24 protein-coding genes are annotated in these 24213 nt (G+C 52.2%); 17 read left to right on the forward strand and 7 right to left on the reverse strand.

Annotation, left to right across the window (positions count from 1 at the left end; translation table 11 throughout):
- Positions 1-53: 53 nt before the first annotated feature.
- The 7 genes from purH to Q8O77_RS07615 all read right to left on the reverse strand — a co-directional run bounded on the left by purH (position 54) and on the right by Q8O77_RS07615 (position 8398).
- Entirely contained in the window at positions 54-1640 is a 1587-nt protein-coding gene (purH, locus tag Q8O77_RS07585; RefSeq protein ID WP_305552252.1) for a bifunctional phosphoribosylaminoimidazolecarboxamide formyltransferase/IMP cyclohydrolase, read from the reverse strand.
- Positions 1641-1740: 100 nt separating this feature from the next.
- On the reverse strand, positions 1741-2031 hold the full coding sequence (fis, locus tag Q8O77_RS07590) for a DNA-binding transcriptional regulator Fis (RefSeq protein ID WP_068228306.1): 291 nt from the start codon (positions 2029-2031) through the stop codon (positions 1741-1743).
- Positions 2032-2048: 17 nt separating this feature from the next.
- Positions 2049-3020, reverse strand: coding sequence for a tRNA dihydrouridine synthase DusB (dusB, locus tag Q8O77_RS07595; protein ID WP_082694694.1), 972 nt, complete (start codon positions 3018-3020; stop codon positions 2049-2051).
- Positions 3021-3409: 389 nt separating this feature from the next.
- Positions 3410-4306 carry a phosphoribulokinase gene (locus Q8O77_RS07600; RefSeq protein ID WP_305552253.1) on the reverse strand — a complete coding sequence of 299 codons (897 nt, stop codon included), beginning with the start codon at positions 4304-4306 and terminating at the stop codon, positions 3410-3412.
- 134 nt (positions 4307-4440) lie between these two features.
- The gene (locus Q8O77_RS07605) at positions 4441-6213 is read right to left on the reverse strand and encodes an ExeM/NucH family extracellular endonuclease (RefSeq protein WP_305552254.1); all 1773 of its coding nucleotides are present in this window, start codon (positions 6211-6213) and stop codon (positions 4441-4443) included.
- A gap of 1 nt (position 6214) precedes the next feature.
- Complete coding sequence (gene purD / locus Q8O77_RS07610; protein ID WP_305552255.1) at positions 6215-7516, reverse strand: phosphoribosylamine--glycine ligase; 1302 nt, start codon at positions 7514-7516, stop codon at positions 6215-6217.
- A gap of 45 nt (positions 7517-7561) precedes the next feature.
- The gene (locus Q8O77_RS07615) at positions 7562-8398 is read right to left on the reverse strand and encodes a class I SAM-dependent methyltransferase (RefSeq protein WP_305552256.1); all 837 of its coding nucleotides are present in this window, start codon (positions 8396-8398) and stop codon (positions 7562-7564) included.
- A 170-nt stretch (positions 8399-8568) separates the two neighbouring features.
- Here Q8O77_RS07615 and trmJ point away from each other — a divergent pair, with 170 nt between their 5' ends.
- From trmJ to hisS, 17 genes are all read left to right on the forward strand, one after another.
- Positions 8569-9321 (forward strand): tRNA (cytosine(32)/uridine(32)-2'-O)-methyltransferase TrmJ, encoded by a 753-nt coding sequence (gene trmJ / locus Q8O77_RS07620; protein ID WP_305552257.1) that lies wholly within the window; start codon positions 8569-8571, stop codon positions 9319-9321.
- A gap of 3 nt (positions 9322-9324) precedes the next feature.
- On the forward strand, positions 9325-10134 hold the full coding sequence (gene cysE / locus Q8O77_RS07625; protein ID WP_305552258.1) for a serine O-acetyltransferase: 810 nt from the start codon (positions 9325-9327) through the stop codon (positions 10132-10134).
- Between the two features lie 104 nt (positions 10135-10238).
- Positions 10239-10721 (forward strand): Fe-S cluster assembly transcriptional regulator IscR, encoded by a 483-nt coding sequence (iscR, locus tag Q8O77_RS07630; RefSeq protein WP_305552259.1) that lies wholly within the window; start codon positions 10239-10241, stop codon positions 10719-10721.
- A gap of 17 nt (positions 10722-10738) precedes the next feature.
- Positions 10739-11953: an IscS subfamily cysteine desulfurase gene (locus tag Q8O77_RS07635; protein WP_305552260.1), complete on the forward strand. Its 1215-nt coding sequence runs from the start codon at positions 10739-10741 to the stop codon at positions 11951-11953.
- 30 nt (positions 11954-11983) lie between these two features.
- Positions 11984-12367, forward strand: coding sequence for a Fe-S cluster assembly scaffold IscU (gene iscU / locus Q8O77_RS07640; protein WP_305552261.1), 384 nt, complete (start codon positions 11984-11986; stop codon positions 12365-12367).
- A gap of 5 nt (positions 12368-12372) precedes the next feature.
- The gene (iscA, locus tag Q8O77_RS07645; RefSeq protein WP_173502638.1) at positions 12373-12696 is read left to right on the forward strand and encodes an iron-sulfur cluster assembly protein IscA; all 324 of its coding nucleotides are present in this window, start codon (positions 12373-12375) and stop codon (positions 12694-12696) included.
- A gap of 40 nt (positions 12697-12736) precedes the next feature.
- The gene (gene hscB / locus Q8O77_RS07650) at positions 12737-13261 is read left to right on the forward strand and encodes a co-chaperone HscB (RefSeq protein WP_305552262.1); all 525 of its coding nucleotides are present in this window, start codon (positions 12737-12739) and stop codon (positions 13259-13261) included.
- 8 nt (positions 13262-13269) lie between these two features.
- Positions 13270-15123, forward strand: coding sequence for a Fe-S protein assembly chaperone HscA (hscA, locus tag Q8O77_RS07655; RefSeq protein WP_305552263.1), 1854 nt, complete (start codon positions 13270-13272; stop codon positions 15121-15123).
- Between the two features lie 3 nt (positions 15124-15126).
- Positions 15127-15465 (forward strand): ISC system 2Fe-2S type ferredoxin, encoded by a 339-nt coding sequence (gene fdx / locus Q8O77_RS07660; RefSeq protein ID WP_305552264.1) that lies wholly within the window; start codon positions 15127-15129, stop codon positions 15463-15465.
- Positions 15466-15623: 158 nt separating this feature from the next.
- Complete coding sequence (locus Q8O77_RS07665) at positions 15624-16778, forward strand: porin (protein ID WP_305552265.1); 1155 nt, start codon at positions 15624-15626, stop codon at positions 16776-16778.
- A gap of 9 nt (positions 16779-16787) precedes the next feature.
- On the forward strand, positions 16788-17201 hold the full coding sequence (locus tag Q8O77_RS07670) for a phosphate ABC transporter substrate-binding protein (protein WP_305552266.1): 414 nt from the start codon (positions 16788-16790) through the stop codon (positions 17199-17201).
- A 157-nt stretch (positions 17202-17358) separates the two neighbouring features.
- Positions 17359-17790: a nucleoside-diphosphate kinase gene (gene ndk, locus Q8O77_RS07675; RefSeq protein ID WP_305552267.1), complete on the forward strand. Its 432-nt coding sequence runs from the start codon at positions 17359-17361 to the stop codon at positions 17788-17790.
- Between the two features lie 106 nt (positions 17791-17896).
- Positions 17897-19024 carry a bifunctional tRNA (adenosine(37)-C2)-methyltransferase TrmG/ribosomal RNA large subunit methyltransferase RlmN gene (locus tag Q8O77_RS07680; RefSeq protein ID WP_305552268.1) on the forward strand — a complete coding sequence of 376 codons (1128 nt, stop codon included), beginning with the start codon at positions 17897-17899 and terminating at the stop codon, positions 19022-19024.
- 18 nt (positions 19025-19042) lie between these two features.
- Entirely contained in the window at positions 19043-20926 is a 1884-nt protein-coding gene (pilW, locus tag Q8O77_RS07685; protein WP_305552269.1) for a type IV pilus biogenesis/stability protein PilW, read from the forward strand.
- A complete protein-coding gene (locus tag Q8O77_RS07690; protein ID WP_305552270.1) occupies positions 20923-21738 on the forward strand; it encodes a RodZ domain-containing protein in 816 nt (271 codons plus the stop codon). Before pilW ends, Q8O77_RS07690 begins: the two co-directional genes overlap by 4 nt.
- A gap of 2 nt (positions 21739-21740) precedes the next feature.
- Positions 21741-22844 (forward strand): flavodoxin-dependent (E)-4-hydroxy-3-methylbut-2-enyl-diphosphate synthase, encoded by a 1104-nt coding sequence (ispG, locus tag Q8O77_RS07695; protein ID WP_305552271.1) that lies wholly within the window; start codon positions 21741-21743, stop codon positions 22842-22844.
- Between the two features lie 82 nt (positions 22845-22926).
- On the forward strand, positions 22927-24192 hold the full coding sequence (gene hisS / locus Q8O77_RS07700) for a histidine--tRNA ligase (RefSeq protein ID WP_305552272.1): 1266 nt from the start codon (positions 22927-22929) through the stop codon (positions 24190-24192).
- The last annotated feature ends 21 nt before the right edge of the window (positions 24193-24213 follow it).

Raw genomic sequence — 24213 nt, forward strand, 5'->3', positions numbered from 1 at the left:
AGGCCGCAACGCGGCCTTTTTCAACTTAAGCAATAGCTTAGTGGCGCCAGCTTTTAATGTCTAAAGTGACGCACGCCGGTAAACACCATGGCCATGCCGTGCTCGTCTGCTGCGGCGATAACTTCAGCGTCGCGCATTGAGCCACCAGGCTGGATCACGGCGGTAATGCCGGCTGCGGCTGCAGCGTCGATACCATCGCGGAACGGGAAGAAGGCGTCTGAGGCCATTACTGAGCCTTTTACTTCCAGCTTCTCGTCAGCAGCTTTAATACCAGCGATTTTGGCGCTGTAGACGCGGCTCATTTGGCCGGCGCCAACACCAATCGTCATGCTGTCTTTTACGTACACAATGGCGTTGGATTTAACAAACTTAGCCACCTTCCAGCAGAACAGTAAGTCTTTCAACTCTTGTTCGGTGGGCTGGCGTTTGGTGACGACTTTTAAGTCCGCAGCCGTAACTTTGGCCTGGTCGCGGTCTTGCAGCAACATACCGCCGTTTACCTGTTTAATATCTAATGCGGTAGCAGCAGTGCTGAACTCACCACATACCAGCAGGCGCACATTCGGCTTAGTGCCAACCACTGCTACGGCAGCGTCGGTAGCGGCAGGCGCAATAATCACTTCAACAAACTGCCGGCTGACAATTTCTTTCGCCGTGGTTTCATCCAGCTCACGGTTAAAGGCAATAATGCCGCCGAAGGCCGAGGTTGGGTCGGTCTGGTAGGCGCGGTTATAGGCCGCCAGAATCGAATCACCAATGGCCACGCCGCACGGGTTGGCGTGTTTAACGATAACGCAGGCCGGCTCACTGAATTCTTTTACGCATTCCAGCGCGGCATCGGTATCGGCGATATTGTTGTATGACAACGCCTTGCCTTGTAACTGCTTAGCGGTAGATACAGAGGCTTCCGTGGCGCCATCCTGCACATAGAACGCTGCGCTTTGGTGGCTGTTTTCGCCATAGCGTAAATCTTGTTTCTTGACGAACTGGCTGTTAAAGGTGCGCGGGAACTTAGTTGCCGGCTCGCTTGGTGTATCGTAGGCCGGTAACATGGCGCCAAAGTAGTTGGCTATCATGCCATCGTATTGAGCGGTGTGTTCAAAAGCGCTGATCGCCAGGCTAAACCGCGTCGCGTGGCTGGTAGCGCCGCCGTTAGCCTGCATTTCTGCCAGTACGCTGCCGTAGTCTTTGGCATTAACAACAATGGTCACATCTTTGTGGTTTTTCGCTGCCGCGCGCACCATAGTCGGGCCGCCGATGTCGATGTTTTCAACCGCATCTTCCAGCGTACAACCTGGCTTGGCTACTGTGCTGGCAAACGGATACAGGTTTACTACCACTAAGTCGATAGGGCCGATATTGTTGGCCGCCATTACGCTTTCATCTACGCCGCGACGGGCTAAAATACCGCCGTGAATTTTCGGATGCAGGGTTTTTACCCGACCGTCCATAATTTCCGGGTGGCCGGTGTAGTCAGATACTTCTGTAACCTTAATGCCTTGTTCGGCCAACAGTTTAGCAGTACCGCCGGTAGAGAGAATATCTACCTGTTGCGCGGCCAGCGCGCGGGCGAACTCTACAATACCGGTTTTGTCTGACACACTCAGCAGTGCGCGGCGGATGGGTCTTAATGTCGTCATGCTTAGACTCTCTTGTAGCTTGCAGAAATCAGATTTTAACCTAACCAATAAAAAAGCACCCGAAGGTGCTTAGTGGCGGGGCGCTGGCCCCGCAGTGGCATTAACTCATGCCGTACTGTTTCAGCTTCTTACGCAGCGTACCGCGGTTGATGCCCATCAGGTTAGCCGCGCGGGTTTGGTTACCGCGGGTATACTTCATCACTTCTTCCAGTAACGGACGCTCTAATTCAGATAATACCAGTTCATACAAGTCGTTAACGTCCTGACCGTTTAATTGCTGCAGGTAGTTAGCCACGGCTTTTTGCGCGGCGTTACTTAAAGCTTGTGGCTTTTCCTGCGTTTGTACGTGGGCGTTAGTAATAAATGGCGAAGTAACGTTCGAATTAAACATTGCTTTTCTCTTTTACGTTAGGTTGCTGCTAGTTGATGAAAATAGTCATTTAAGGTGTCAAGCTGCTGCTTAGCACACTCAATACCATTGAATTCACTACGAAACTGTCCGAGCGTGTCATGCTCGGCTAAATACCAGCCCACATGTTTGCGGGCAATACGGGAACCGGCCAGCTCACCATAAAGTTGGTGTAAACCCTGCACATGTTCCAGCATGATCTGACGTACCTCGGCAATGCCCGGTGGCGCCAGTTTGTCGCCAGTGGCCAGGTAATGCACCACTTCGCGGAAAATCCATGGCCTTCCTTGTGCCGCGCGGCCAATCATAATGGCGTCGGCACCGGTGTAGTCCAGCACATGGCGCGCTTTTTCCGCTCCGGTAATATCGCCGTTGGCAATTACCGGGATAGAAACACTTTGTTTAATGGCGCGGATGGTGTCATATTCCGCTTCACCTTTGTACATACAGGCGCGTGTCCTGCCATGTACCGCCAGCGCCTGTATGCCGTTATCTTGCGCGATACGGGCGATCTGAATACCGTTTCTGTGCTCAGGATCCCAGCCGGTGCGGATTTTTAACGTAACCGGCACCTTAACTGCATCGACCACAGCGCGCACAATTTGTTCCACTAACTCCGGATACTGCAGCAAGGCAGAGCCGGCCAGTTTTTTGTTCACTTTTTTCGCCGGGCAACCCATGTTGATGTCGATAATATCGGCACCTATGTCAACATTGTATTGCGCTGCCTCAGCCATTTGCTGTGGGTCCGCGCCGGCAATTTGTACCGAGCGGATACCTGACTCCTGTCGGTGGCCCATGCGATTTTGTGATTTTTCGCTTTGCCATACCAACGGGTTGCTCGACAGCATTTCCGACACAGCTAAGGCTGCACCAAAACGCCGGCAGAGCTCACGAAAAGTGTGATCGGTTACTCCGGCCATCGGAGCACAAATTACCTTGTTCGCTAATTGATATGGACCTATGCGCACCACTGAATCCAAGGCTCTACCCGTAAGGGGCGCTAAGTTTACGGATTTTTTCCGGCAAAGCAAAGGCTATTATTTAAACAAAAGTGTAAATTTACCGGCCTTTGCGGTCTTGACATTCGCTAAACGGCTGAAAATTGGTGTTTTGTAAAGCTGAGACAACAGTAGTATGCGGGGTGGCGAAAATGAAAATTGTAACGCTGTTGGTTTTATGACCAGGGAAATGATGTAGTTTTGATAACAATTCTGGTAGTTCCGTTGTAAACGCAAAAGCGGTATGCCCACACCAACACGCCGTAAATACGTCCCTGTAGGCTCGACTCAGGCATCCATGCCTTCAACGGTTGGTTTAGGGCATACCGCTTTTGCTGCCAGAGTATTGAGCTTGACGCCTAAGTACCCAGCCAATCTACCTGGCCGCGTGCCTGGCGCCGTTTAATCATCAGCTCTTCTATCAGCGGCGTTAAAATCAGCTCCATTGCCAGGCCCATTTTCCCGCCCGGCACCACCAGGGTATTAACCCGCGACATAAAGGCGCCGTTAATCATTTGCAGGTAGTAGGGGAAATCCACATGCTTAATACCGCGAAAGCGGATCACTACAAAGCTCTCGTCCAGCGAGGGTATATCTTTGGCACTGAAGGGGTTGGAGGTATCTACCGTAGGCACGCGCTGAAAGTTAATATGGGTGCGCGAGAACTGCGGCGTTATATGGTTAATGTAGTCATCCATGCTGCGCACTATGCTGGCCTGCACGGCTTCACGGCTGTGACCGCGCTCGGAGGTGTCGCGGATAATTTTTTGGATCCACTCTAAGTTCACTATCGGCACCATGCCAATCAGCAAATCGACATGTTGCGCTACGTTATGCTCGTCGGTTACCGCTCCGCCGTGTAAGCCTTCATAAAATAATAAGTCGGTATTGGCGCGTAAATCCTGCCAGGGGGTAAAGGTGCCCGGTAACTGGTTATAAGGCACTGCTTCATCGAAGGTGTGCAAATAGTGGCGTATTTTGCCGCCGCCGGTTTCACCATAGCTGGCAAAGAAGTTTTCCAGTGCGCCAAAATCGTTGGCTTCGGCGCCAAAATAGCTGATATGTTTGCCGGCTTCTTTGGCTTTGCGAATCGCCACTTCCATTTCCGGCCGGCTGAAGCGGTGAAAGCAGTCACCCTCAACAAAGGCCGCATCTATGCCCAGGGTGCGGAAAATATGCTGAAACGCCGTCGAGGTGGTGCTGGTGCCGGCACCGGACGAACCGGTAATAGCAATAATCGGGTTTTTGTGTGACATGGGCGCGGCTCGCTAAGTTAACTGAACCTCACCTTAAAGCAACTGGTAAAGCAGGTGCAACTGTTTCTTCTGCTATTACAGCAGTTACAGCCGGTAAGTTATTGAATTACCTTACCGGCTGCAGTAAAACCGCGTTAAAACTGAAAGGTGGCAATCAGCGGATCATGATCCGATGAGCGGTACGGCGTTGGCGCGTATAACTGTTGCTGCTGGCTATCGTTTTTAAATTCGACATTGTAATCCAGTAATACCGGCTCATCGGCATTAATGGCCCAGTGCTGCATGTTGTGCAACTGCGCGGCCAGCGCCGGGCTTGCCAGTGCATGATCCAGTGAACCGGTGCGGCCGCGATACACATAAGAGTACTGGCTGCCGTCAGCGGCACTGAGATAGTGCCAGTTGCGCTGCTCCAGTGCCGTGACCGGATCTTCCAGCCGGTAGGCATTTAAGTCGCCCAGTATCAGCTGTTTATCTGTGCTTACACCGGTAGGTTGTGTTGCCAGCCAATCACTTAATGCTTTAGCTGAGCTAACCCGCAGTGCATTCCAGCATGCCTGGCCGTCTTGCTGATCGGCATTGGCATCAGTGATATCTTTCGGGCAACTGCCCTTGGATTTAAAATGATTAATGCTTACGGTAACCAGCTTGTTGGAAGCCAGATGGCGAAAACTTTGCGCCAGCGGCGGCCGGCTGCCCCAGTCGAACGGTTTGGCCAGTAGCATGGCCGCTTTACCTTCCACACTGACGGCAGAGGGCCGGTACAGCAAGGCTACTTTAATCGCATCTGAGCCCGGTTGCTCAGTGGTAATAATAAAGCGGTAAGGTTTAGCCGCCACTTTATTTAATGCAACAGTCAGGTTGGCCAACGCACCTTGTTGGCTGTAGCCGTTATTCTCTACCTCCAGCAAGCCAATAATATCAGCATCCATTGCAACCAGAGCACTGACAATCTTTGCTTGCTGACGGGCCAATTCAGCCGGGCTGGTAGCACCACGCCGTGTCGGAAAGGCCGGGCTTTGGCCGCTGCCGTTAAAATAGTTCAGCACATTAAAGCTGGCGATACGCAGCGCTTTGGCCGGCTTGGCTTGCGGCGCGGCAGGGCGCGGGTTCGCAGCATGAAAATGCGGCTTTTGGGTTGGCAGCAGCCGGTAGCCACGCTCATCCTGCAGCAACACGCCTTCAATCTTACTTACGGTATCGCCTACCCTCAGGGTATTCGTTGCCGTAAGCAGGGTTTCGCCAAAATGCACCGGGTCGGGGTTTTGCTGATCGCTGCCATCGTCCAGCACCAGCATATGCCGGTGTTGCTGCACTGCGCTAAGTGTGGCCGCCTCTTTACCCGGCGCCATCATCTCAGTGGTTATCAGCAGACGTTTATCGGCCAGGGTAATTTCGCCGTAGCGGCCCAGGCTGTATGTGTCGTTTACTGTTAGTGTTTGCTCAAAACGCAGCAGTGTCCCTTCCAGTCGCTCCCAGCTTTGCTCTGCCGGCAAGGGTAAACGCAGTACAACCGGTTGTACTGTTGTGGTTTCGCCACACAGCTTGATTTCGCTGACCTGAGCTAAACTGGTTAACTGATTAATTTCTGCTACTGTACCGCTAACCTGCAGCAGTTGGCCGGGCCGGTAAATCGCCGCAGCTTCGCGATCGGCGATAAACAGACCGGCCGCCGCAGCGGTACTGTCGGCTTGCGTCGCGCGCAACATAATACCGGCGGCTTGGCTACCCGGGTAAACCACGGCTGTGACCACACCTTGAGTGATGAGCTGCTGCGCAAGCAGCGGACTGCTGTCGCCGCTGCCCTGGATAGCAGCAATGCTGGTGTATTTCGCATCGCAAATAGCTGCAACCGGCTGGCTGCATAGCAAGGCGCTAAGCAGTGAAAGCGATAAATAGCTGGATTTCATCTTATTTTTTCTCGTGCGACTGTTGCTCGCGGGCGATAGCGCGATAACCAATGTCGCTGCGGCAGAACATGCCATCCCAGCTGATTTTATCTACCAGTTTGTACGCTGCCTGTTGCGAAGCAGTGACATTGGTACCCAGCGCAGTAGCACACAGCACACGGCCACCGTTCGTTACCACAGCACCATTTTTCAGCTCAGTGCCGGCATGAAATACTTTGGCTGTGCTGCTATCGGCACCATCCAGACCACTGATAACCTTGCCTTTGGCATAAGCATCCGGATAACCACCGGCCGCCAGTACCACGCCTACTGCAGCTTGCGGGGTAAATTGAATAGCTTTACCGGCAAGTTCAGTTTTAGTTGCGGCCAGGCACAGCTCAACTAAATCCGATTTCAACCGCAGCATAATCGGCTGGGTTTCCGGGTCACCAAAGCGGCAGTTAAACTCCAGTACTTTGGCGCTGCCATCCGGGGCTATCATTAAGCCGGCGTATAAAAAGCCGGTAAATAGCGTACCTTCTGCTGCCATGCCGTTCACGGTGGGGTAAATAACGTGTTGCATTACCCAGTCGTGTACTGCCGGGGTGACTACCGGTGCAGGCGAGTATGCGCCCATACCGCCGGTGTTCGGGCCTTTATCGGCGTTATCGCGCGCTTTATGGTCCTGGGATGAAGCAAACGGCAGCGCCGTGGTGCCATCAACCATCACTATAAACGAGGCTTCTTCACCGGTTAAAAACTCTTCTACCACTACGCGGCTACCGGCATCACCAAACTTATTGCCGGATAACATATCGTCAATGGCGGCAGCGGCTTCGTCCTGTGTTTGCGCAATAATTACGCCTTTGCCGGCGGCTAAGCCGTCGGCTTTAATCACTACCGGTGTGCCCAGCGTTACCGCAAAGGCTTTGGCCGGCGCAGTTTCGGTAAAGGTTTGGTAAGCCGCCGTGGGAATGTTATGCCTGGCTAAAAAGTCTTTGGCAAAGGCTTTGGAGCTTTCCAACTGGGCTGCGGCTTTAGTCGGGCCAAAAATGGCTAACCCGGCGGCGCGAAACGCATCTACCACACCTTTGGCCAACGGCGCTTCCGGGCCAACAATGGTCAGCCCGATGTTTTCTTGTTGGGCAAAGGCCAGCAGGGCCGGCACATCATCTGCCGCAATGGCGACATTGGTCAGGGTGCTTTCGCGGGCGGTGCCGGCATTGCCCGGCGCAACAAATACCTTGCTGGCCAGAGGTGACTGCGCCGCTTTCCAGGCCAGTGCATGCTCGCGGCCACCGCCGCCAATTACCAATACGTTCATTTAGCTTTCCGTTAGTTATTCTACAAAAGGTTATTTAGTACAAACTTATTTAGTTACAGGCTTGCGAAACTTCAGTGTCATACGATCGCTTTCGCCAATCGCCAGATACTTGTCTTTATCCTGCTCTTTTAAGCGCAATACCGGCGGTAAGGTCCAGACGCCACCCGGATGATCAGCGCTGTCTTTCGGGTTAGCGTTAATCTCACTTTGCGCTTCGAAGACAAAACCGGCTTGCTCTGCCAGCTTCACTGCCAGTGCTTGCGGGAAATAGCCGCTTTTTTGCCAGTCTCCGCTCATTTTATCTGCCGGTAAGCGGTGCTCTACCACACCCAGTACGCCGCCCGGTTTCAAAGCAGTATAAAAGTCTTTAAAAATCGCCAACATGCCGGCGTCACCGCCGTTGCCATACCAGTTGTGCAGGTTGCGGAAGGTTAATACCACATCAGCACTGCCGGCGGGGGCAATGGCGCCGCTGTTGCCCGGGGCAAATTCGGTTAGTTGTACACGGTTGTAAACCGGGTTAGCTGCCAGCTTTTCGACAAAGGCAGCACGGTTACGTTTCGCGTAATCTGACGAGCTGTCGGCCGGGAAATGCGCGGCATAGTAGGTGCCGTGTGCGGCCAGCAGCGGCGCCAGAATTTCGGTATACCAGCCGGCGCCCGGCGAAATTTCTACCACAGTACTGGCCGGCGTTACCTCAAAAAACTGCAGCGTAGCAACCGGATTACGGTATTTATCGCGGGCTACATTGGCCGGGCTGCGGCTTTGGTGATCTACCGCCAGTTGTAAGGCTTCAGCTTGCTGCTTATCATTGGAGCCGGCAACAGCCAGTGGGCTTAACAGAAGAGCAGACAGCGCAACAGCGAGTTTTATGGTTTTCATCTTCGTGGTTCCCTGTGGTAAAAGTGGCGCTAGTGTAGCAAAACAATGTTAAAAAAGCAGGTTGCAGCGGCGGATTAATCTGCTTTATTCAGATGGCCAGACTGCTATTTTCTCGTCAACAAATGCCGCGGGCTATGCTAGAATGCCAGCCCTTTAACGCGGGAAGCCATATGTTAGACCAGATCCGTATCATTCTTGTGGGCACAACCCATACCGGCAATATCGGTTCGGTGGCCCGCGCCATGAAAACCATGGGCTTATCAAAGCTGTATTTGGTTGCACCGAAAGAACTGCCCGATGGCCAGGCCTATGCGCTGTCTGCCGGTGCCAGCGATATTTTAGCCAATGCCAAAGTGTTCGATACATTACAGGAAGCCATCAGCGATTGCGGCCTGGTGGTGGGCAGCAGTGCCCGCTCGCGTACGTTAAGCTGGCCGATGCTGGAGCCGCGCGAATGCGGTGTTAAAGCGGTGCAGGAGGCAGCCACACAGCCGGTAGCACTGGTGTTTGGCCGCGAAAGCAGTGGCTTAAGTAACGAAGAGCTGCAGCTGTGCAATTATCACGTTTGCATAGCGGCGAACCCGGAATACAGCTCGCTGAATCTGGCGATGGCAGTGCAGATTGTGACCTACGAAGTGCGCATGGCCTGGCTGCAACAAGCGTCGCAACAGCAAGCCGCAGCGCCAACTGTTGATGAAGTGGTTTACCCGAGCAGCGAGCAAATGAGCAATTTCTATCAGCATCTGGAGCAGACACTGAACGACACCGGCTTTATTATTAAGCAACATCCCGGTGTGGTGATGACCAAACTGAAACGCTTATTTACCCGGGCACGGCCGGAAGAGGCCGAATACAATATATTGCGCGGCATTTTAACCTCAGTGCAGCGTTATGGCCGCAAGGCGCAGGGCGAGAAGGAGTAGCGCATGTTTGCCGGTATCAAAGAAGACATCAAAAGTGTGTTTGAGCGCGACCCGGCTGCACGCAGCAGCTTTGAGATATTAACCACTTACCCTGGCTTGCATGCTATTTGGTGGCATCGCGTTTGTCATAAATTGTGGCGCGGTAACTGGAAATGGCTGGCACGGTTTTTAAGCACTATAGCGCGCTGGCTGACCGGGGTGGAAATTCACCCGGGCGCAAAGATCGGCCGGCGCTTTTTTATCGACCATGGCATGGGCGTGGTGATTGGTGAAACCGCTGAAATTGGCGATGACGTAACCCTGTACCATGGCGTTACTCTGGGCGGTACCAGCTGGAACCCCGGTAAACGCCATCCTACCCTGGCCAACGGCGTGGTGATTGGTGCCGGTGCCAAGGTGCTGGGCCCCTTAATGGTGGGCGAAAATGCCCGTATTGGTTCCAATGCTGTAGTGGTAAAAGATGTGCCGGCCGGCGCTACCGTAATAGGTATTCCGGGCCGCATTGTCGCCAAAGCCGATGTTGAAGTAAGCGCACAGCGCAAGCAACTGGCGCAAAAATTTGGTTTTGATGCCTATGCAGTAGCGGCAGATAATCCCGATCCGGTGGCCAATGCCATTGGCCGTATGCTGGACCATATTCAACTGTTGGATAACAAAGTAGGCGAGTTATGCCACAGCGTAAATCAGCTCGGCGGTAATGTCTGCGAAGAAGTGCCGACAGTAAATATTGACGAGGAAGACTTTAAGTTAGCGGAAAAGCGTGCGGCAGAAGCGCGTAAACGTGACGTTGAAGCCTTTGATCCGAACATTTAAGTTGAACCTGAAACACTAATACCTGACTAATACAGTAGGTTATTAATACTTGACTAAAACAGTCGGGAATGTACAATAGCGCCAGTGTTTTCAGGGAGCAAACTATGAGATTAACCTCGAAAGGCCGCTATGCGGTAACGGCAATGTTGGATGTTGCCTTACACACAGCAACCGGGCCGGTGCCACTGGCCGATATTTCTGCGCGCCAGGGTATTTCGTTGTCGTATCTTGAACAATTGTTTGCCCGCTTACGTAAACAAGGTTTGGTTAGCAGTGTGCGCGGGCCGGGCGGCGGTTATCAGTTGGGCCGTGAGGCTGGCAGTATTTCGGTATCAGACGTGATAAGCGCGGTGGATGAGTCGGTAGACGCTACCCGTTGTCAGGGCAAATCTGACTGCCACAGCGGCACCCGCTGTTTAACTCATACTTTGTGGAGTGACTTAAGTCACCGCATTGAAGATTTTCTTACCGGCATTACGCTGGGCGAGCTGGTAAACCAGCAAGATGTACAACACCTGGCAAAGCGGCAAAACAGCCGTATTGTAAAGAATCCGGCAACTGATATTGAAGTCAGCTGCCAGCTGTAGGCAACACGGAGCAAATAATGAAGCTACCTATTTATCTGGATTACGCTGCAACTACCCCGGTCGACGCCCGGGTAGCAGAGAAAATGATGCAGTTTTTAACAATGGACGGCGAGTTTGGTAACCCGGCGTCGCGTTCGCATCGTTTTGGCTGGCAGGCAGAAGAAGCGGTAGAAATTGCCCGCAGCCAGATTGCTGAGCTGGTAAACGCCGACCCGCGTGAAATTGTATTCACCTCCGGCGCCACCGAATCCAACAACCTGGCCATTAAAGGCGCTGCCGATTTTTACCGTAAAAAAGGCAAGCACCTGATCACGGTTAAAACCGAACATAAAGCCACGCTCGATACTATGCGTCAGCTGGAGCGTGAAGGCTATGAGGTCACTTACCTTGAGCCGCAAACCGATGGTTTGGTCACTGTTGCTATGTTGCAAGCCGCTATCCGCCCCGATACCTCTGTTATCAGCGTGATGTTTGTTAACAACGAAATTGGTGTAGTGCAGGACATCGCTGCCATCGGCGAGCTGTGCCGCAGCAACGGTATTATTTTCCATGTTGATGCTGCACAAGCGGCAGGCAAAGTCGATATCGACTTACAAGCACTGAAAGTCGATTTAATGTCGTTCTCCGGCCATAAAGCTTATGGTCCTAAAGGCATTGGTGCTTTGTTTGTGCGGCGTAAACCGCGGATCCGCTTAGAAGCGCAGATGCACGGTGGCGGCCACGAGCGCGGTATGCGCTCTGGCACTTTACCAACGCACCAGATTGTCGCGATGGGCGAAGCCTTCCGTATTGCCAAGCTGGAAATGCACGACGAAATTATCCGCATTACAGCTTTGCGCGACCGCTTATTAAACGGCGTAAAAGATATTGAGCAGGTGTTTTTAAACGGCAACCGTGAACAGCGCGTGCCGCATATCACCAATATCAGCTTTAACTATGTTGAAGGTGAGTCGCTGATTATGGCGCTGAAAGACATCGCCGTATCGTCCGGTTCTGCCTGTACTTCTGCCAGCCTGGAGCCGTCTTATGTGTTGCGTGCTCTGGGGATGAGCGACGAGCTGGCGCACAGTTCTATCCGTTTCAGTATCGGCCGTTACACCACCGAAGCGCAGATTGATCACACGATTAAAATTGTGCATCAGGCAATTGAAAAACTGCGCGCTATGTCGCCGTTGTGGGACATGTACAAAGACGGCGTTGATTTAAACACTGTAGCCTGGGTTGCGCACTAAGCGCGCCGGCTGCACATTGAGGTAACTATCATGGCTTACAGTAATAAAGTAATCGACCACTACGAAAACCCGCGTAACGTTGGCTCGTTCGACAAAGACGACGCCAGTGTTGCTACCGGTATGGTAGGCGCACCGGCTTGCGGCGACGTTATGAAACTGCAAATTAAAGTGAATGCCGACGGCATTATCGAAGATGCTAAGTTTAAAACCTACGGCTGTGGCAGCGCTATTGCGTCCAGCTCGCTGGTTACCGAGTGGGTAAAAGGCAAAAGCCTGGCTGAAGCGCAGCAAATCAGCAATACCGACATCGCGCAGGAACTGGCTTTGCCACCGGTGAAAATTCACTGTTCTATTTTGGCGGAAGATGCCATTAAAGCGGCTATTGCTGATTACAAGCAAAAGCACGGGGGCTAAGCGTTATGGCTATTTCGATGACAACGGCAGCCGCCGAACGGGTGCGCAGCTTTATGCAAAACCGTGGTAAGGGTGTGGGCTTGCGGGTAGGCGTTAAAACCACCGGTTGCTCGGGCCTGGCTTATGTACTGGAGTTTGTCGATACGCTGAATGACGATGACGAGGTGTTTGAGCACGACGATTTAAAGTTGATTGTCGATGGCAAAAGCCTGGTCTATATCGACGGCACCCAGCTGGATTTTGTCAAAGAAGGCCTGAATGAAGGCTTTAAGTTTAATAATCCGAATGTAAACGGTGAATGCGGTTGTGGCGAAAGCTTTACCGTATAAACACTTAACTTAAGCACTTAATGTAACTACTAAGGGCCGGATGAATTACTTTCAGCTGTTTAACCTGCCGGCGCAGTTCGACCTCGACTTAACTGAGTTGGGGTCGCGTTATTTACAACTGCAGCGCCGTTTTCACCCCGACCAGCATGCCGCCGGTTCGGAGCGTGATCGGCTGATGGCGGTGCAACAAACGGCCAATATTAACGATGCTTACCACAGTTTAAAGCAGCCATTGCTGCGGGCAGAGCATCTGCTGGCGCTGCGCGGCTTGAAAATCAGCCACGAACAGCGCAGCTTTACCGATCCGTCGTTTTTAATGCAACAAATGGAACTGCGCGAGCAGTTAGCCGAAATTGAGCAAAGCGACGATGCCGACGCGGTAATTGACAGCATAGAGCGGCAATTGCAGCAGCAGAAAAAACAGTTACTGCAGCAGTTGTCTGCAGCACTGCAAGCGCAAACTGCTGAGCAGGATCAACAGGCAGCCGACCTGATCCGTAAACTAAAATTTTTCTTTAAGCTGCAGCAAGAGCTGGAGCTGACAGAACAGCAACTACAAGACTAAACAACACTATGCTATTACAAATCGCAGAGCCCGGACAAAGCGCTGCGCCGCATCAGCACAAGCTGGCGGCCGGTATTGACCTGGGTACCACTAATTCTCTGGTCGCCACAGTGCGTAGCGGCGAAGCCAAAACCCTGGTCAATGCACAGGGCCGCGATATGCTGCCATCGGTAGTGCGCTATACCCGCGATGCCGTTATTGTCGGTGACGCCGCTATGGCTGCGGCGGTGGAAGATGCAGATAACACCATAGTGTCGGTTAAACGCTTAATGGGCAAAGGCTACGGCGAAACGCTGGCACTAAAAGACAAGGTGCCGTACCAGCTGATAGATCAACAAGGTTTAGTGGCGATTAACACGGCTCAGGGTATTAAAAACCCGGTTGAAGTATCGGCTGAAATTCTGGCTACCCTGGCTAATACCGCCAGCGAAACCTTAGGCGGCGAGTTAAACGGCGTGGTGATCACCGTGCCGGCCTATTTTGATGATGCCCAGCGCCAGGCCACCAAAGATGCGGCTAAACTTGCCGGCTTAAATGTACTGCGCTTATTAAATGAACCTACTGCTGCGGCGCTGGCCTATGGCCTCGACTCCGGCCAGGAAGGCATTATTGCGGTATACGACCTGGGTGGCGGCACTTTTGATATCTCGATATTACGCCTGCGCCGCGGTGTGTTTGAAGTGCTGGCCACCGGCGGTGATTCTGCGCTGGGCGGCGATGATTTTGACCATGTAATTGTTGGTTATTTGCAGCAACAGACCGGTGAAGCACAGTTATCGCACCAGGCAATGCGGCAATATTTAACCACCGCACGCAGCATTAAAGAACAGTTAACTGACAGCGATACGGTAAGTTTCAGCCTGCCAACCGCCAATGGCATGCTTGACGGTACGCTGAGCAAAGCGGAGTTTGAGCAGCTGATTGGCGCCCTGGTAAAGAAAACCATTCGTGCCTGTCGTCAGGTACTGCGCGATGCCGGTTTAACCAGTGATGAAATTGTTAAAGTAGTGATGGTAGGCGGCTCTACCCGGGTGCCGCTGGTACGCCGCGAAGTGGCTGCATTTTTTGCTACTGAACCGCTTACCTCTATCGACCCGGATAAAGTGGTGGCCATAGGCGCGGCTATTCAGGCCAACGTGCTGGTAGGTAATAAAGCCGACGGCGATACGCTGCTGCTGGATGTGATCCCGCTGTCGCTTGGTCTGGAAACCATGGGCGGCTTAACGGAAAAAATTATTCCGCGTAACACGGTAATACCGGTAGCGCGGGCGCAGGAATTTACCACCTTTAAAGATGGCCAAACCGCCATGGCGCTGCATGTGGTGCAGGGCGAGCGCGAACTGGTAGACGACTGCCGCTCTCTGGCCCGGTTTGAGCTGCGTGGCATACCACCAATGCCGGCCGGTGGCGCTCATATCCGCGTCACCTTTCAGGTCGACGCCGATGGTTTGCTAAGTGTTACCGCGCAGGAGAAATCCAGCGGTGTACAGGCCAATATCCAGGTAAAACCATCATACGGTTTAAGCGATGATCAAGTTGCCACTATGCTTAAAAGCTCGATGCAGTATGCACGCCAGGATATGCAGCAACGCTTGTTACGCGAGCAGCAGGTTGAAGCTGAACGCGTACTGGAAGCGGTGTCGCAGGCGCTGAACGCTGATGCTGAATTGTTAAGCACAACCGAGCTGGCCGGGATTAAACAAGCGCTGACAGCCCTGGCTACGGTAAAACAAGGTGACGATACTGCGGCGATCAAGGCCGCGATTGAGCAAACTAACAGATTAACTGACGACTTTGCCGCCAGGCGCATGGATCTTTCGGTCCGCAGTGCGTTGAAAGGCCATAACGTGGACGAGGTATAACAGATGCCACAGATTGTATTTTTACCCCATGCTGAACTGTGCCCTGATGGCGCGGCAGTGGAAGCTAAAGCCGGCGAAACGGTATTGGATGTGGCCCTGCGCAGCGGTATTTCTATCGAGCATGCTTGTGAGAAATCCTGCGCCTGTACTACCTGCCATGTCATAGTACGCGAAGGCTTTTACTCATTAAACGAAAGTGATGAGTTAGAAGACGATATGCTGGATAAAGCCTGGGGGCTGGAAAGCGAGTCACGTTTGGGCTGTCAGGCGCGTATTGCTGATGAAGATCTGGTGGTGGAAATTCCGAAATACACCGTCAATATCGTTAGCGAAGGTCATTAACTTTTTGCTTATTTATGTCGCTGAAAAATACTAACGGCCCGGGTGGCCGTTTTTTTATGCTAATTCACTGATCCAACTTAATAAAAAGCTAATATTCACTGGAGTAAGGTGGATCTTCAGCTAAAATCACAATGACAACGATAACAGACGGGGTAATTATGTTAAAAAAATCTCTGATAGCGGTAACGCTGTCAACGCTGTTGGCAGCACCGGCTTATGCTGACCTGACCATCAACGGTTTTGCTTCGATTAAAGCCGGCATGACACTGGATAGTGACGACACACTGTATGGCTATGATGACGATCTTGATTTTAGTAATGAAAGTTTATTCGCCGTACAGGTGATGTCTGACCTGGGCGAGAAGTTATCGGTTACGGCGCAGCTGATGGGTCGCGGTAATGATGACTTTGATGTCGATTTTGAATGGGCTTTTATCAGCTATCAGCTTAGCGACGATTTGCGCATAAACGCCGGCCGCTTACGCACGCCGTTTTATAAGTACTCAGATTTTCGTGATGTCGGCTATGCCTATGATTGGCTGCGGGTGCCGCAAGGTGTGTATGGCTTAGGCTTTGACAATATTGAAGGTATATCGCTTTATCACACCACTCAGTTAGGCAATTTTGATTCCAGCTTACAGTTGGTTGCCGGTGCATACGATGGCGATGCCCGCATCAGCGGCACTGATGTTACCGCTGAGATTCAAAATATTGTCGGCTTAACCTGGGAGCTAAGTCGGGACTGGTACAGCATGCGTGCAGCCTACCTTATCGGTGAGGTCAGTGTTGGTGCCGAAGCGGTGCAACTGGAACCTGGTGTAACCTTTGGCGACTTCTTTACGGGCTTATCAGGTGCCGGTTTTGGCGCTTTGGTTAATGAAATAGATATCAATGAAGAAGACGGCGCCTTTTTTGGTCTGGGGTTTACGGCGGACAAAAATGACTGGCTGTTAGTGGCTGAGTACACCCTGGTTAAAGTGGACAACAGCTTTATTTCTGATCAGAAAAACTTCTATGTATCAGTCGGTCACCGCTTTGACAGCGTCACGCCTTATATCTCTTATGAAAAAGAAGATAATGAAGCGAAAACAGAAATTTATACACCCTACCTTGCCACTTTGCCGCCGCAGTTGTTATTGCCGGTAGTGGGCATAGTGCAAAGTCAGGCCCGTGAAGCAACGACTTATAATGTTGGTTTGCGCTATGACTTCCATCCTTCGGCTGCATTTAAAGTGCAATACAGCTCTGAAGACAATGAAATTGCGGATCTGCGTCAGGACGTGTTGGCGTTTGGCGTAGATTTAGTATTTTAAGGAGGCATTATGCGTATAGTAAAAACTGCTCTGTTATTGACAGCGTTATTGTCCGGTGCAGCTGCAGCCGACATTGCTGTTGTGGTTAATCCTGCTAATGCCAATGCGGTGTCAGCAGATGATTTAAACCGGTTGTTTTTAGGCCGTGCCAGCAGCTTTGCCGATGGCAGTAAAGCCACACCGCTAAACCTCGCCGAAGGCCAGGCCGGGCGCGACGAGTTTGACAATAAAGTGCTGAACCGTTCTGCCGCGCAGCTTAAAGCTTATTGGTCCAAGCTGGTGTTTACCGGTAAAGGCACACCACCAAAAGAATTGGCCGATGACGCGGCGGTAAAAGCCGCCATAGCGGCAGATGCTACGGCTATTGGTTATATCAGCAGCGCCAGCGTGGATGGCAGTGTCAAGGTGGTTGCCAGCTTCTAGCCACGTTACTGTCATAAAAAGCCGCGATACTCCGGTGTGATACTGCAGTTCGCGGCTTTTTTGTCAGCAAAAATAGGTTTTTTTTTGCAACTAGCGTATAATTTGCCGCCTTAAATTTTAATCATTTAGTTTAAACCAACTTAATCAGGAGCCTGTTATGGCGTTAGAACGCACTTTTTCAATTATCAAGCCGGATGCAGTAGCAAAAAACGTTATTGGCGCTATCTACAACCGTTTTGAATCTGCCGGTTTACGTATCGTAGCGGCTAAAATGCTACACTTAAGCCGTGAGCAGGCTGAAGGTTTCTACGCTGAGCACAGCGCCCGTCCGTTTTTCGGCGCTTTAGTGTCTTTTATGACCTCTGGCCCGGTAATGGTGCAGGTGTTGGAAGGTGAAGATGCAGTACGTAAACACCGTGAAATCATGGGTGCTACTAACCCGAAAGATGCTGCTGCCGGTACTTTACGTGCTGACTACGCTGCCAGCATCGATGAGAATGCGGTACACGGTTCAGACGCTGCAGCGTCTGCCGCACGTGAAATTGCTTACTTCTTCACTGAAGCCGAGTTGTGTGCCCGTACCCGTTAAGCGTTAATCGCCTGCGGTAACGGACTAAGGGGGCAGCAGCCCCCTTAGTGCATGTTGGTACAGTGTTTTATGGCTATTGTTTATTGTGGTAAGGAGCGCTCTGCAAATGACTGAGCAGCATAACAAAATTAATTTACTTGATTTAACGCGCGCGCAAATGCAGCAGTTTTTCGTCGATATGGGCGAAAAGCCGTTCCGTGCCGATCAGGTAATGAAATGGATTTACCACTTCTGTATCGATGATTTCGATAAGATGAGCAATATCAATAAAGTATTGCGGGAAAAACTAAAAGCACGCTGCGTGATTGAAGCGCCTGTAGTGGTTACGCGGCAAGACAGCACGGATGGCACCATTAAGTTTGTCATGGGCTTAAGTGGCGGCCAGGAAGTTGAAACCGTGTGGATCCCGGAAAAGGACCGCCGTACGCTGTGTGTGTCATCCCAGGTGGGTTGCGCGCTGGATTGCTCGTTCTGCTCTACTGCCCAGCAGGGCTTTAACCGTAACCTCAGCGTGGCTGAGATTATTGGTCAGGTATGGCGGGTAGCACAAATCATCGGCAGTTACGGCGATACCGGCGACAAACCGGTCACTAACGTAGTGATGATGGGCATGGGCGAGCCGCTGCTGAACCTGAACAACGTGGTGCCGGCAATGGAATTAATGCTGGAAGACTTCGGTTTTGGTTTATCCAAACGCCGCGTTACCTTAAGTACCTCCGGCGTGGTGCCGGCGCTGGATTTACTGCGTGATAAAATCGACGTCGCGCTGGCTATCTCATTACATGCACCCAACAACGAATTGCGTAACGAGCTGGTACCGGTAAACCGTAAATACCCGATGGAAGAATTTTTAGCTGCCTCAAGGCGTTATGTGGCGAACTCTAAGGCCAATGACAAGGTCACAGTAGAGTACGTGATGCTGGATGGTGTGAACGACAGTATGGAGCAGGCGCATGAATTGGCACATGCGCTGAAAGATACACCGTCGAAAATTAACCTGATCCCGTTCAACCCTTATCCGGGCTCGCCATACAAGCGTTCGAGTAACTCACGGATTGACAGATTTAACAAAGTCTTACAAGAATACGGCTTTACTGTTATTGTACGGAAAACCCGTGGTGACGATATCGATGCGGCCTGTGGGCAGTTAGTGGGCGATGTAATCGACAGAACAAAAAGGCTGATAAAAAAGCAGCAAAAAGGCCAGCCGATCGCGGTTAAAATGCTGCAGTAAATCAAGGAAGCAGGTGTGGTGAAGCATAAAGTTCTCATTGGTCTATCACTTTGTAGCGTATTGCTGTTGACGGCCTGTGTGTCAGAGCAAAGCTATAAAGGCAGCGATAAACCGGTTTCTGACCGGACCTTTGACAATATAGAGGCGGCCCGCACCCGTATTTCACTGGGGCTGAATTACCTGCGCCGCGGCGACACGTCGCAAGCGAAGTATAATTTGGAGCGCGCCCGTAGCTTTGCGCCCAACTCAGCCGAAGTGTACGGCGCCCTGGCGTACTACTACCAAAGCGTTGGCGAGAACGCTCAGGCCGAAGACTACTTTAAGCAGGCTATCTCCAAAGACAACAATTACGCCGATGCCTACAACAACTACGGCGCGTTTTTATGTCAGATAGGCCGCTATGAACAATCAGAACAATTGCTGCTTAAAGCCATCAGCCGGCCGGGCTATATCCGCGTAGCCGAAAGCTATGAGAACCTTGCCCTGTGTCAGTTGCAGCAAAACAGCTTTACTAAAGCCAAAACCTATCTGGATAACTCGCTGAGCCACAACAGCACCCGCATCACCTCGTTAACCATGGCTGCCGGTTTATCTTACGCTATGGGCGATAATCGTCAGGCCAAAAGCCAGTTAGACCGTATTCAGCGCTTAGGCCGTGTCTCGGCCCGCACCGTGCTGCTTAGCTATTTAATTGCAGAGAAGAGCGGTGACCGTGAAACCATGCGTAACGCCGAGCAACTGTTGCTGACGCTCTATACCGACACGCCGGAAACGCGGTTGCTGCTGCAGGGCAAACTGCAGGACACCGAGTTTGAACAGCTGCGTGAGCGCTACAAAGACAGCCTGATGGCAAATATCGTGTTACCAGACGACACAGTATCAGCTGAGCGGCCGACCGCACCGGTGGCCAATCCGAAATTAAAAGTCGTGAAACGTAAAAGTGCTGACGGCTCAATAGCAAATGCAGCGCAACCGCTTGCCGACAGCGCTGCGGTGCTGAGCAATACTGCCAGTGCTATCGCCGGCAGCCTGACTGTGCCGGCGCAAACGGCGGTGGTGGCCTCGGCGACCGTGCCGGCAGCCTTGCCGGTTGAAACTATAGTGGCGCAAGCTGCGGCTATACCATCTGACGACGCAACCACAACCATGGCAGCTGAAGCAGAAGCGCAAACGCAAGCCGCGCAGCGTGCAGAACCTGCTGTGGACGGTGATGCTACTGACAGTTCAGCCGCCGCAGCCGGTAACGCCGCGCTAACGGCAGAGCAAGTTGATGCGCAAGTGGCACAAGACAACACTGATGCTGCGACTGAGATGGCTGCAACAGAGCAAGTTGAGCAAGCAGCTGAATTGCCAGCAGAGCCGCTGACAGAGCAACCGACAGAACAATTAGCAGAACAACCGGCAGAACACAGCATGGCGACTGAGCCAGCCGGCACAGAAGAAGTGCTAAGCGCAACGGCAGCTGATAAACAAACAGTGGCAGGCGATAGCGCCGATGCGCCCTTTCATATAGTGCAGGCGGCCGAATCGTTATACGCAATTTCGGTGAAGCACAATATTCGCTTACAAAGCCTGATGCAGTGGAACCAGCTAACCCCGGAAGCGGTGATAAAAACCGGACAAAAAATTTGGCTGGCCGAAGTGACGCAACAAGAAGTAACGCAGCAGCAAAAACTGACGCAGCAGCAAAAAGTAGCGGCGGCCGGTTTGGAAACGCGGCCGCAGGTTAGCGCACAAAGCCCGTATCATCTGGTGGCTGCCGGTGAAACCATGTTTGGTATTTCGTATCGTTACAATGTGCGGCTGTCCAGCTTTCTCAGTTGGAACAACCTGACCGAAAACAGCACCTTAAAGGTTGGCCAGCAAGTGTACGTTGTCGACCCGGCCAGTATTGCACAATGAGTACAGAACCCGCAGCCGTCATCAGTGCGGGCCAGTTATTACGCCAGGCCCGCGAGCAACGCCAACTCAGCGTACAGCAGGTTGCAGTGCAGTTGAACTTAAAACCGTCGCAGGTGGAACAGTTAGAGCAGGATCAACTTGACGGCTCTATGTTAGAAACCTTTGCCCGCGGTTATGTACGCGCTTACGGTCGCTTATTAAAGTTACCTGAAGCTGAGCTGATGGCCGCATTCAGCCGGCAAACCGGTTGTGTCGCCAGCAGCGCCAAACCGATGCGCACTTTTTCTAATCGTGAAGCGAAGCAAGCAACAGAAAACCGTTTTATGTGGTTAACCTACGCTATTATCGGCTTGTTGCTATTGTTGTTGTTTATCTGGTGGTGGCAAACGGCGCGGCCGGTTTCTGACAGTGCGCCTGTGCCGGTTGAAACCGTGGCCATACCTGAAATAGCCGCTGCAGAAGTGGCGCCGGTGGCAACGCCGGAGCAGCTGCATGAACTGCTGGATCAGTTAATGCCATCTGCGCAGCCGGTTGCGGCTGAACCGCTGGCGGAAGCGCAATTGCTGCCGGATCAGCTGGAAATGCGTTTTAGTGCAAACTGCTGGGTCGATGTGGTGGATGCTGAAGGTAATCGCGTGGCTTACGGCACTAAACAGGCCGGTTATGTGATGCAGCTTACCGGGAAAGCGCCTTTTGTGGTTACCCTGGGTAACCCCGGTGTAGTGCAAATCAGTTACAATCAGCAACCTTTTGATATGTCAGCGTTACCGGCTGGCAGAGTGGCAAAATTTTCTATTCCTGAGTCTGAATAACCATGTTTGCAGAAAACCCTATTAAACGCCGTCAAAGTACGCAAATTCGTGTTGGTAACGTGCTGATCGGCGGTGATGCGCCGATAGCAGTGCAGTCGATGACCAACACCCGGACTACCGATGTCGCCGCTACAGTGGCGCAAATTCAGGCGATTGCCAAAGCCGGCGCTGATTTGGTGCGGGTATCGGTACCTACCATGGAAGCGGCAGAGGCCTTTAAGCTGATTAAGCAACAATCGCCGATCCCGCTGGTGGCAGATATTCATTTTGATTACCGCATTGCCTTAAAAGTGGCCGAGTACGGCGTAGATTGCCTGCGGATTAACCCGGGCAATATAGGCCGCGAAGACCGTATTCGCGCCGTGGTAGATTGCGCGCGGGACTACAATATTCCCATTCGTATCGGCGTAAATGGCGGTTCACTGGAAGCGGATATCCAGGAGAAATACCGTGAGCCAACGCCCGAAGCCTTGGTAGAGTCGGCGATGCGGCATGTCGAGATTCTTGACCGGCTGAATTTCGATCAGTTTAAAGTCAGCGTTAAAGCATCAGACGTGTTTTTAGCCGTTGGCGCTTACCGTTTGTTGGCAAAGCAAATTAAGCAGCCGCTGCACTTGGGTATTACCGAAGCCGGTGGTGCCCGTGCCGGCGCAGTCAAATCAGCGATTGGCCTGGGCATGTTACTGGCCGAAGGCATTGGCGATACGCTGCGCATATCGCTGGCTGCGGATCCGGTAGAAGAAGTCAAAGTAGCCTTTGATATTTTAAAGTCACTGCGTATTCGCTCGCGCGGCATTAACTTTATTGCCTGCCCCAGCTGTTCGCGGCAGGAATTTGATGTGATAAAAACCATGAACCAGCTGGAAGAGCGGCTGGAAGATGTGATTGAGCCATTAACGGTATCGGTAATTGGCTGTGTGGTAAACGGCCCGGGCGAAGCCCTGGTGTCCGATTTAGGCGTAGCCGGTGCCAGCAAAAAAAGTGGCTTTTACATTAACGGCCAACGGCAAAAATTGCGGCTGGACAATGATCAGGTTGCAGATCAGTTGGAGCAACAGGTACGCGACTACCTGCAACAGAAAATTGCCGTGCGCCAGCTGGATTAAGCCCGGTAACAAGCTTGGTGTTTAGCCGTGTTACGCCTATAATCGCCACTGTTTTTTAACTCAAACCGATGGAAGTTTAATTTTGTCGAAGCAAATTCAGGCCATTCGCGGCATGAACGATTGTCTGCCGCAAGATACGCCGGCCTGGCAATATGTTGAGCAGGTGCTGCGTCAAACGGTTGCCAGCTATGGCTACAGTGAGATCCGTTTCCCTATCGTGGAAATGACCGAACTGTTTAAGCGCTCTATCGGCGAAGTGACCGATATCGTTGAAAAAGAAATGTACACCTTTGCCGATCGCAACGGCGACAGTTTAACACTGCGCCCGGAAGGCACGGCTTGCTGCGTACGCGCCGGCAATGAACATGGCTTGTTATACAACCAGGAACAGCGGTTGTGGTACACAGGGCCAATGTTTCGTCATGAACGGCCGCAAAAAGGCCGCTACCGGCAATTTCATCAGTTCGGTTTGGAAGCCTTCGGTATAGCCTCGGCTGATATCGACGCTGAAGTGATCATGCTAAGTGCGCGGCTGTGGCAGCAATTGGGTTTAACGCCTTACGTTAAGCTGGAGCTGAATTCGCTGGGTTCAAGCGAAGCCCGCGCGGCATACCGCGATGCGTTAGTGGCCTATTTAGAGCAACATAAAGCGCTGCTGGATGAAGACAGCCTGCGCCGTATGTACACTAATCCGCTTAGAGTGCTGGACAGTAAAAACCCGGCGCTGGCCGATATGTTAGCTGCTGCGCCTAAACTGGCAGACTACCTGGATGAAGATTCAGCCACTCACTTTGCCCGTGTGCAGCAGCTGCTGACGCTGGCCGGTATTGAGTTCACGGTAAACCCGCGGTTGGTACGCGGGCTGGATTACTACAACAAAACCGTGTTTGAGTGGGTTACCACTGAATTGGGTTCCCAGGGCACTGTATGTGCCGGCGGCCGTTACGATGGTTTAGTGGAGCAATTAGGTGGCAAGGCTACACCGGCAGTGGGTTTTGCGCTGGGGTTAGAACGGTTGGTGTTGCTGTTGCAAACGTTAGAGTTACTGCCACAGCTGCCGGCGGTGGCAGATATTTACCTGATGGCGCTGGGTGAGCAGGCGGAACTTGCGGCACTTTCTGTTGCCGAAAGGCTGCGCAACAACTTGCCCGGGCAGCGCATTATGGTGCATTGTGGCGGCGGCAATTTAAAGAAACAAATTAAGCGCGCTGATAAATCCGGCGCGGCCATTGGCCTTATCATCGGCGAAGATGAGTTGGCACGCGGCGAAATTAGCGTGAAGTGGCTGCGGCAAGATAAGCCGCAACAAACAATTTTATTAACTGATTTGGCCGGCCTTCTGGCCTGAGCAGCATTGACGGAGTAACGC

Source organism: Rheinheimera sp., from assembly GCF_030690345.1.
Taxonomy (GTDB): domain Bacteria; phylum Pseudomonadota; class Gammaproteobacteria; order Enterobacterales; family Alteromonadaceae; genus Alishewanella.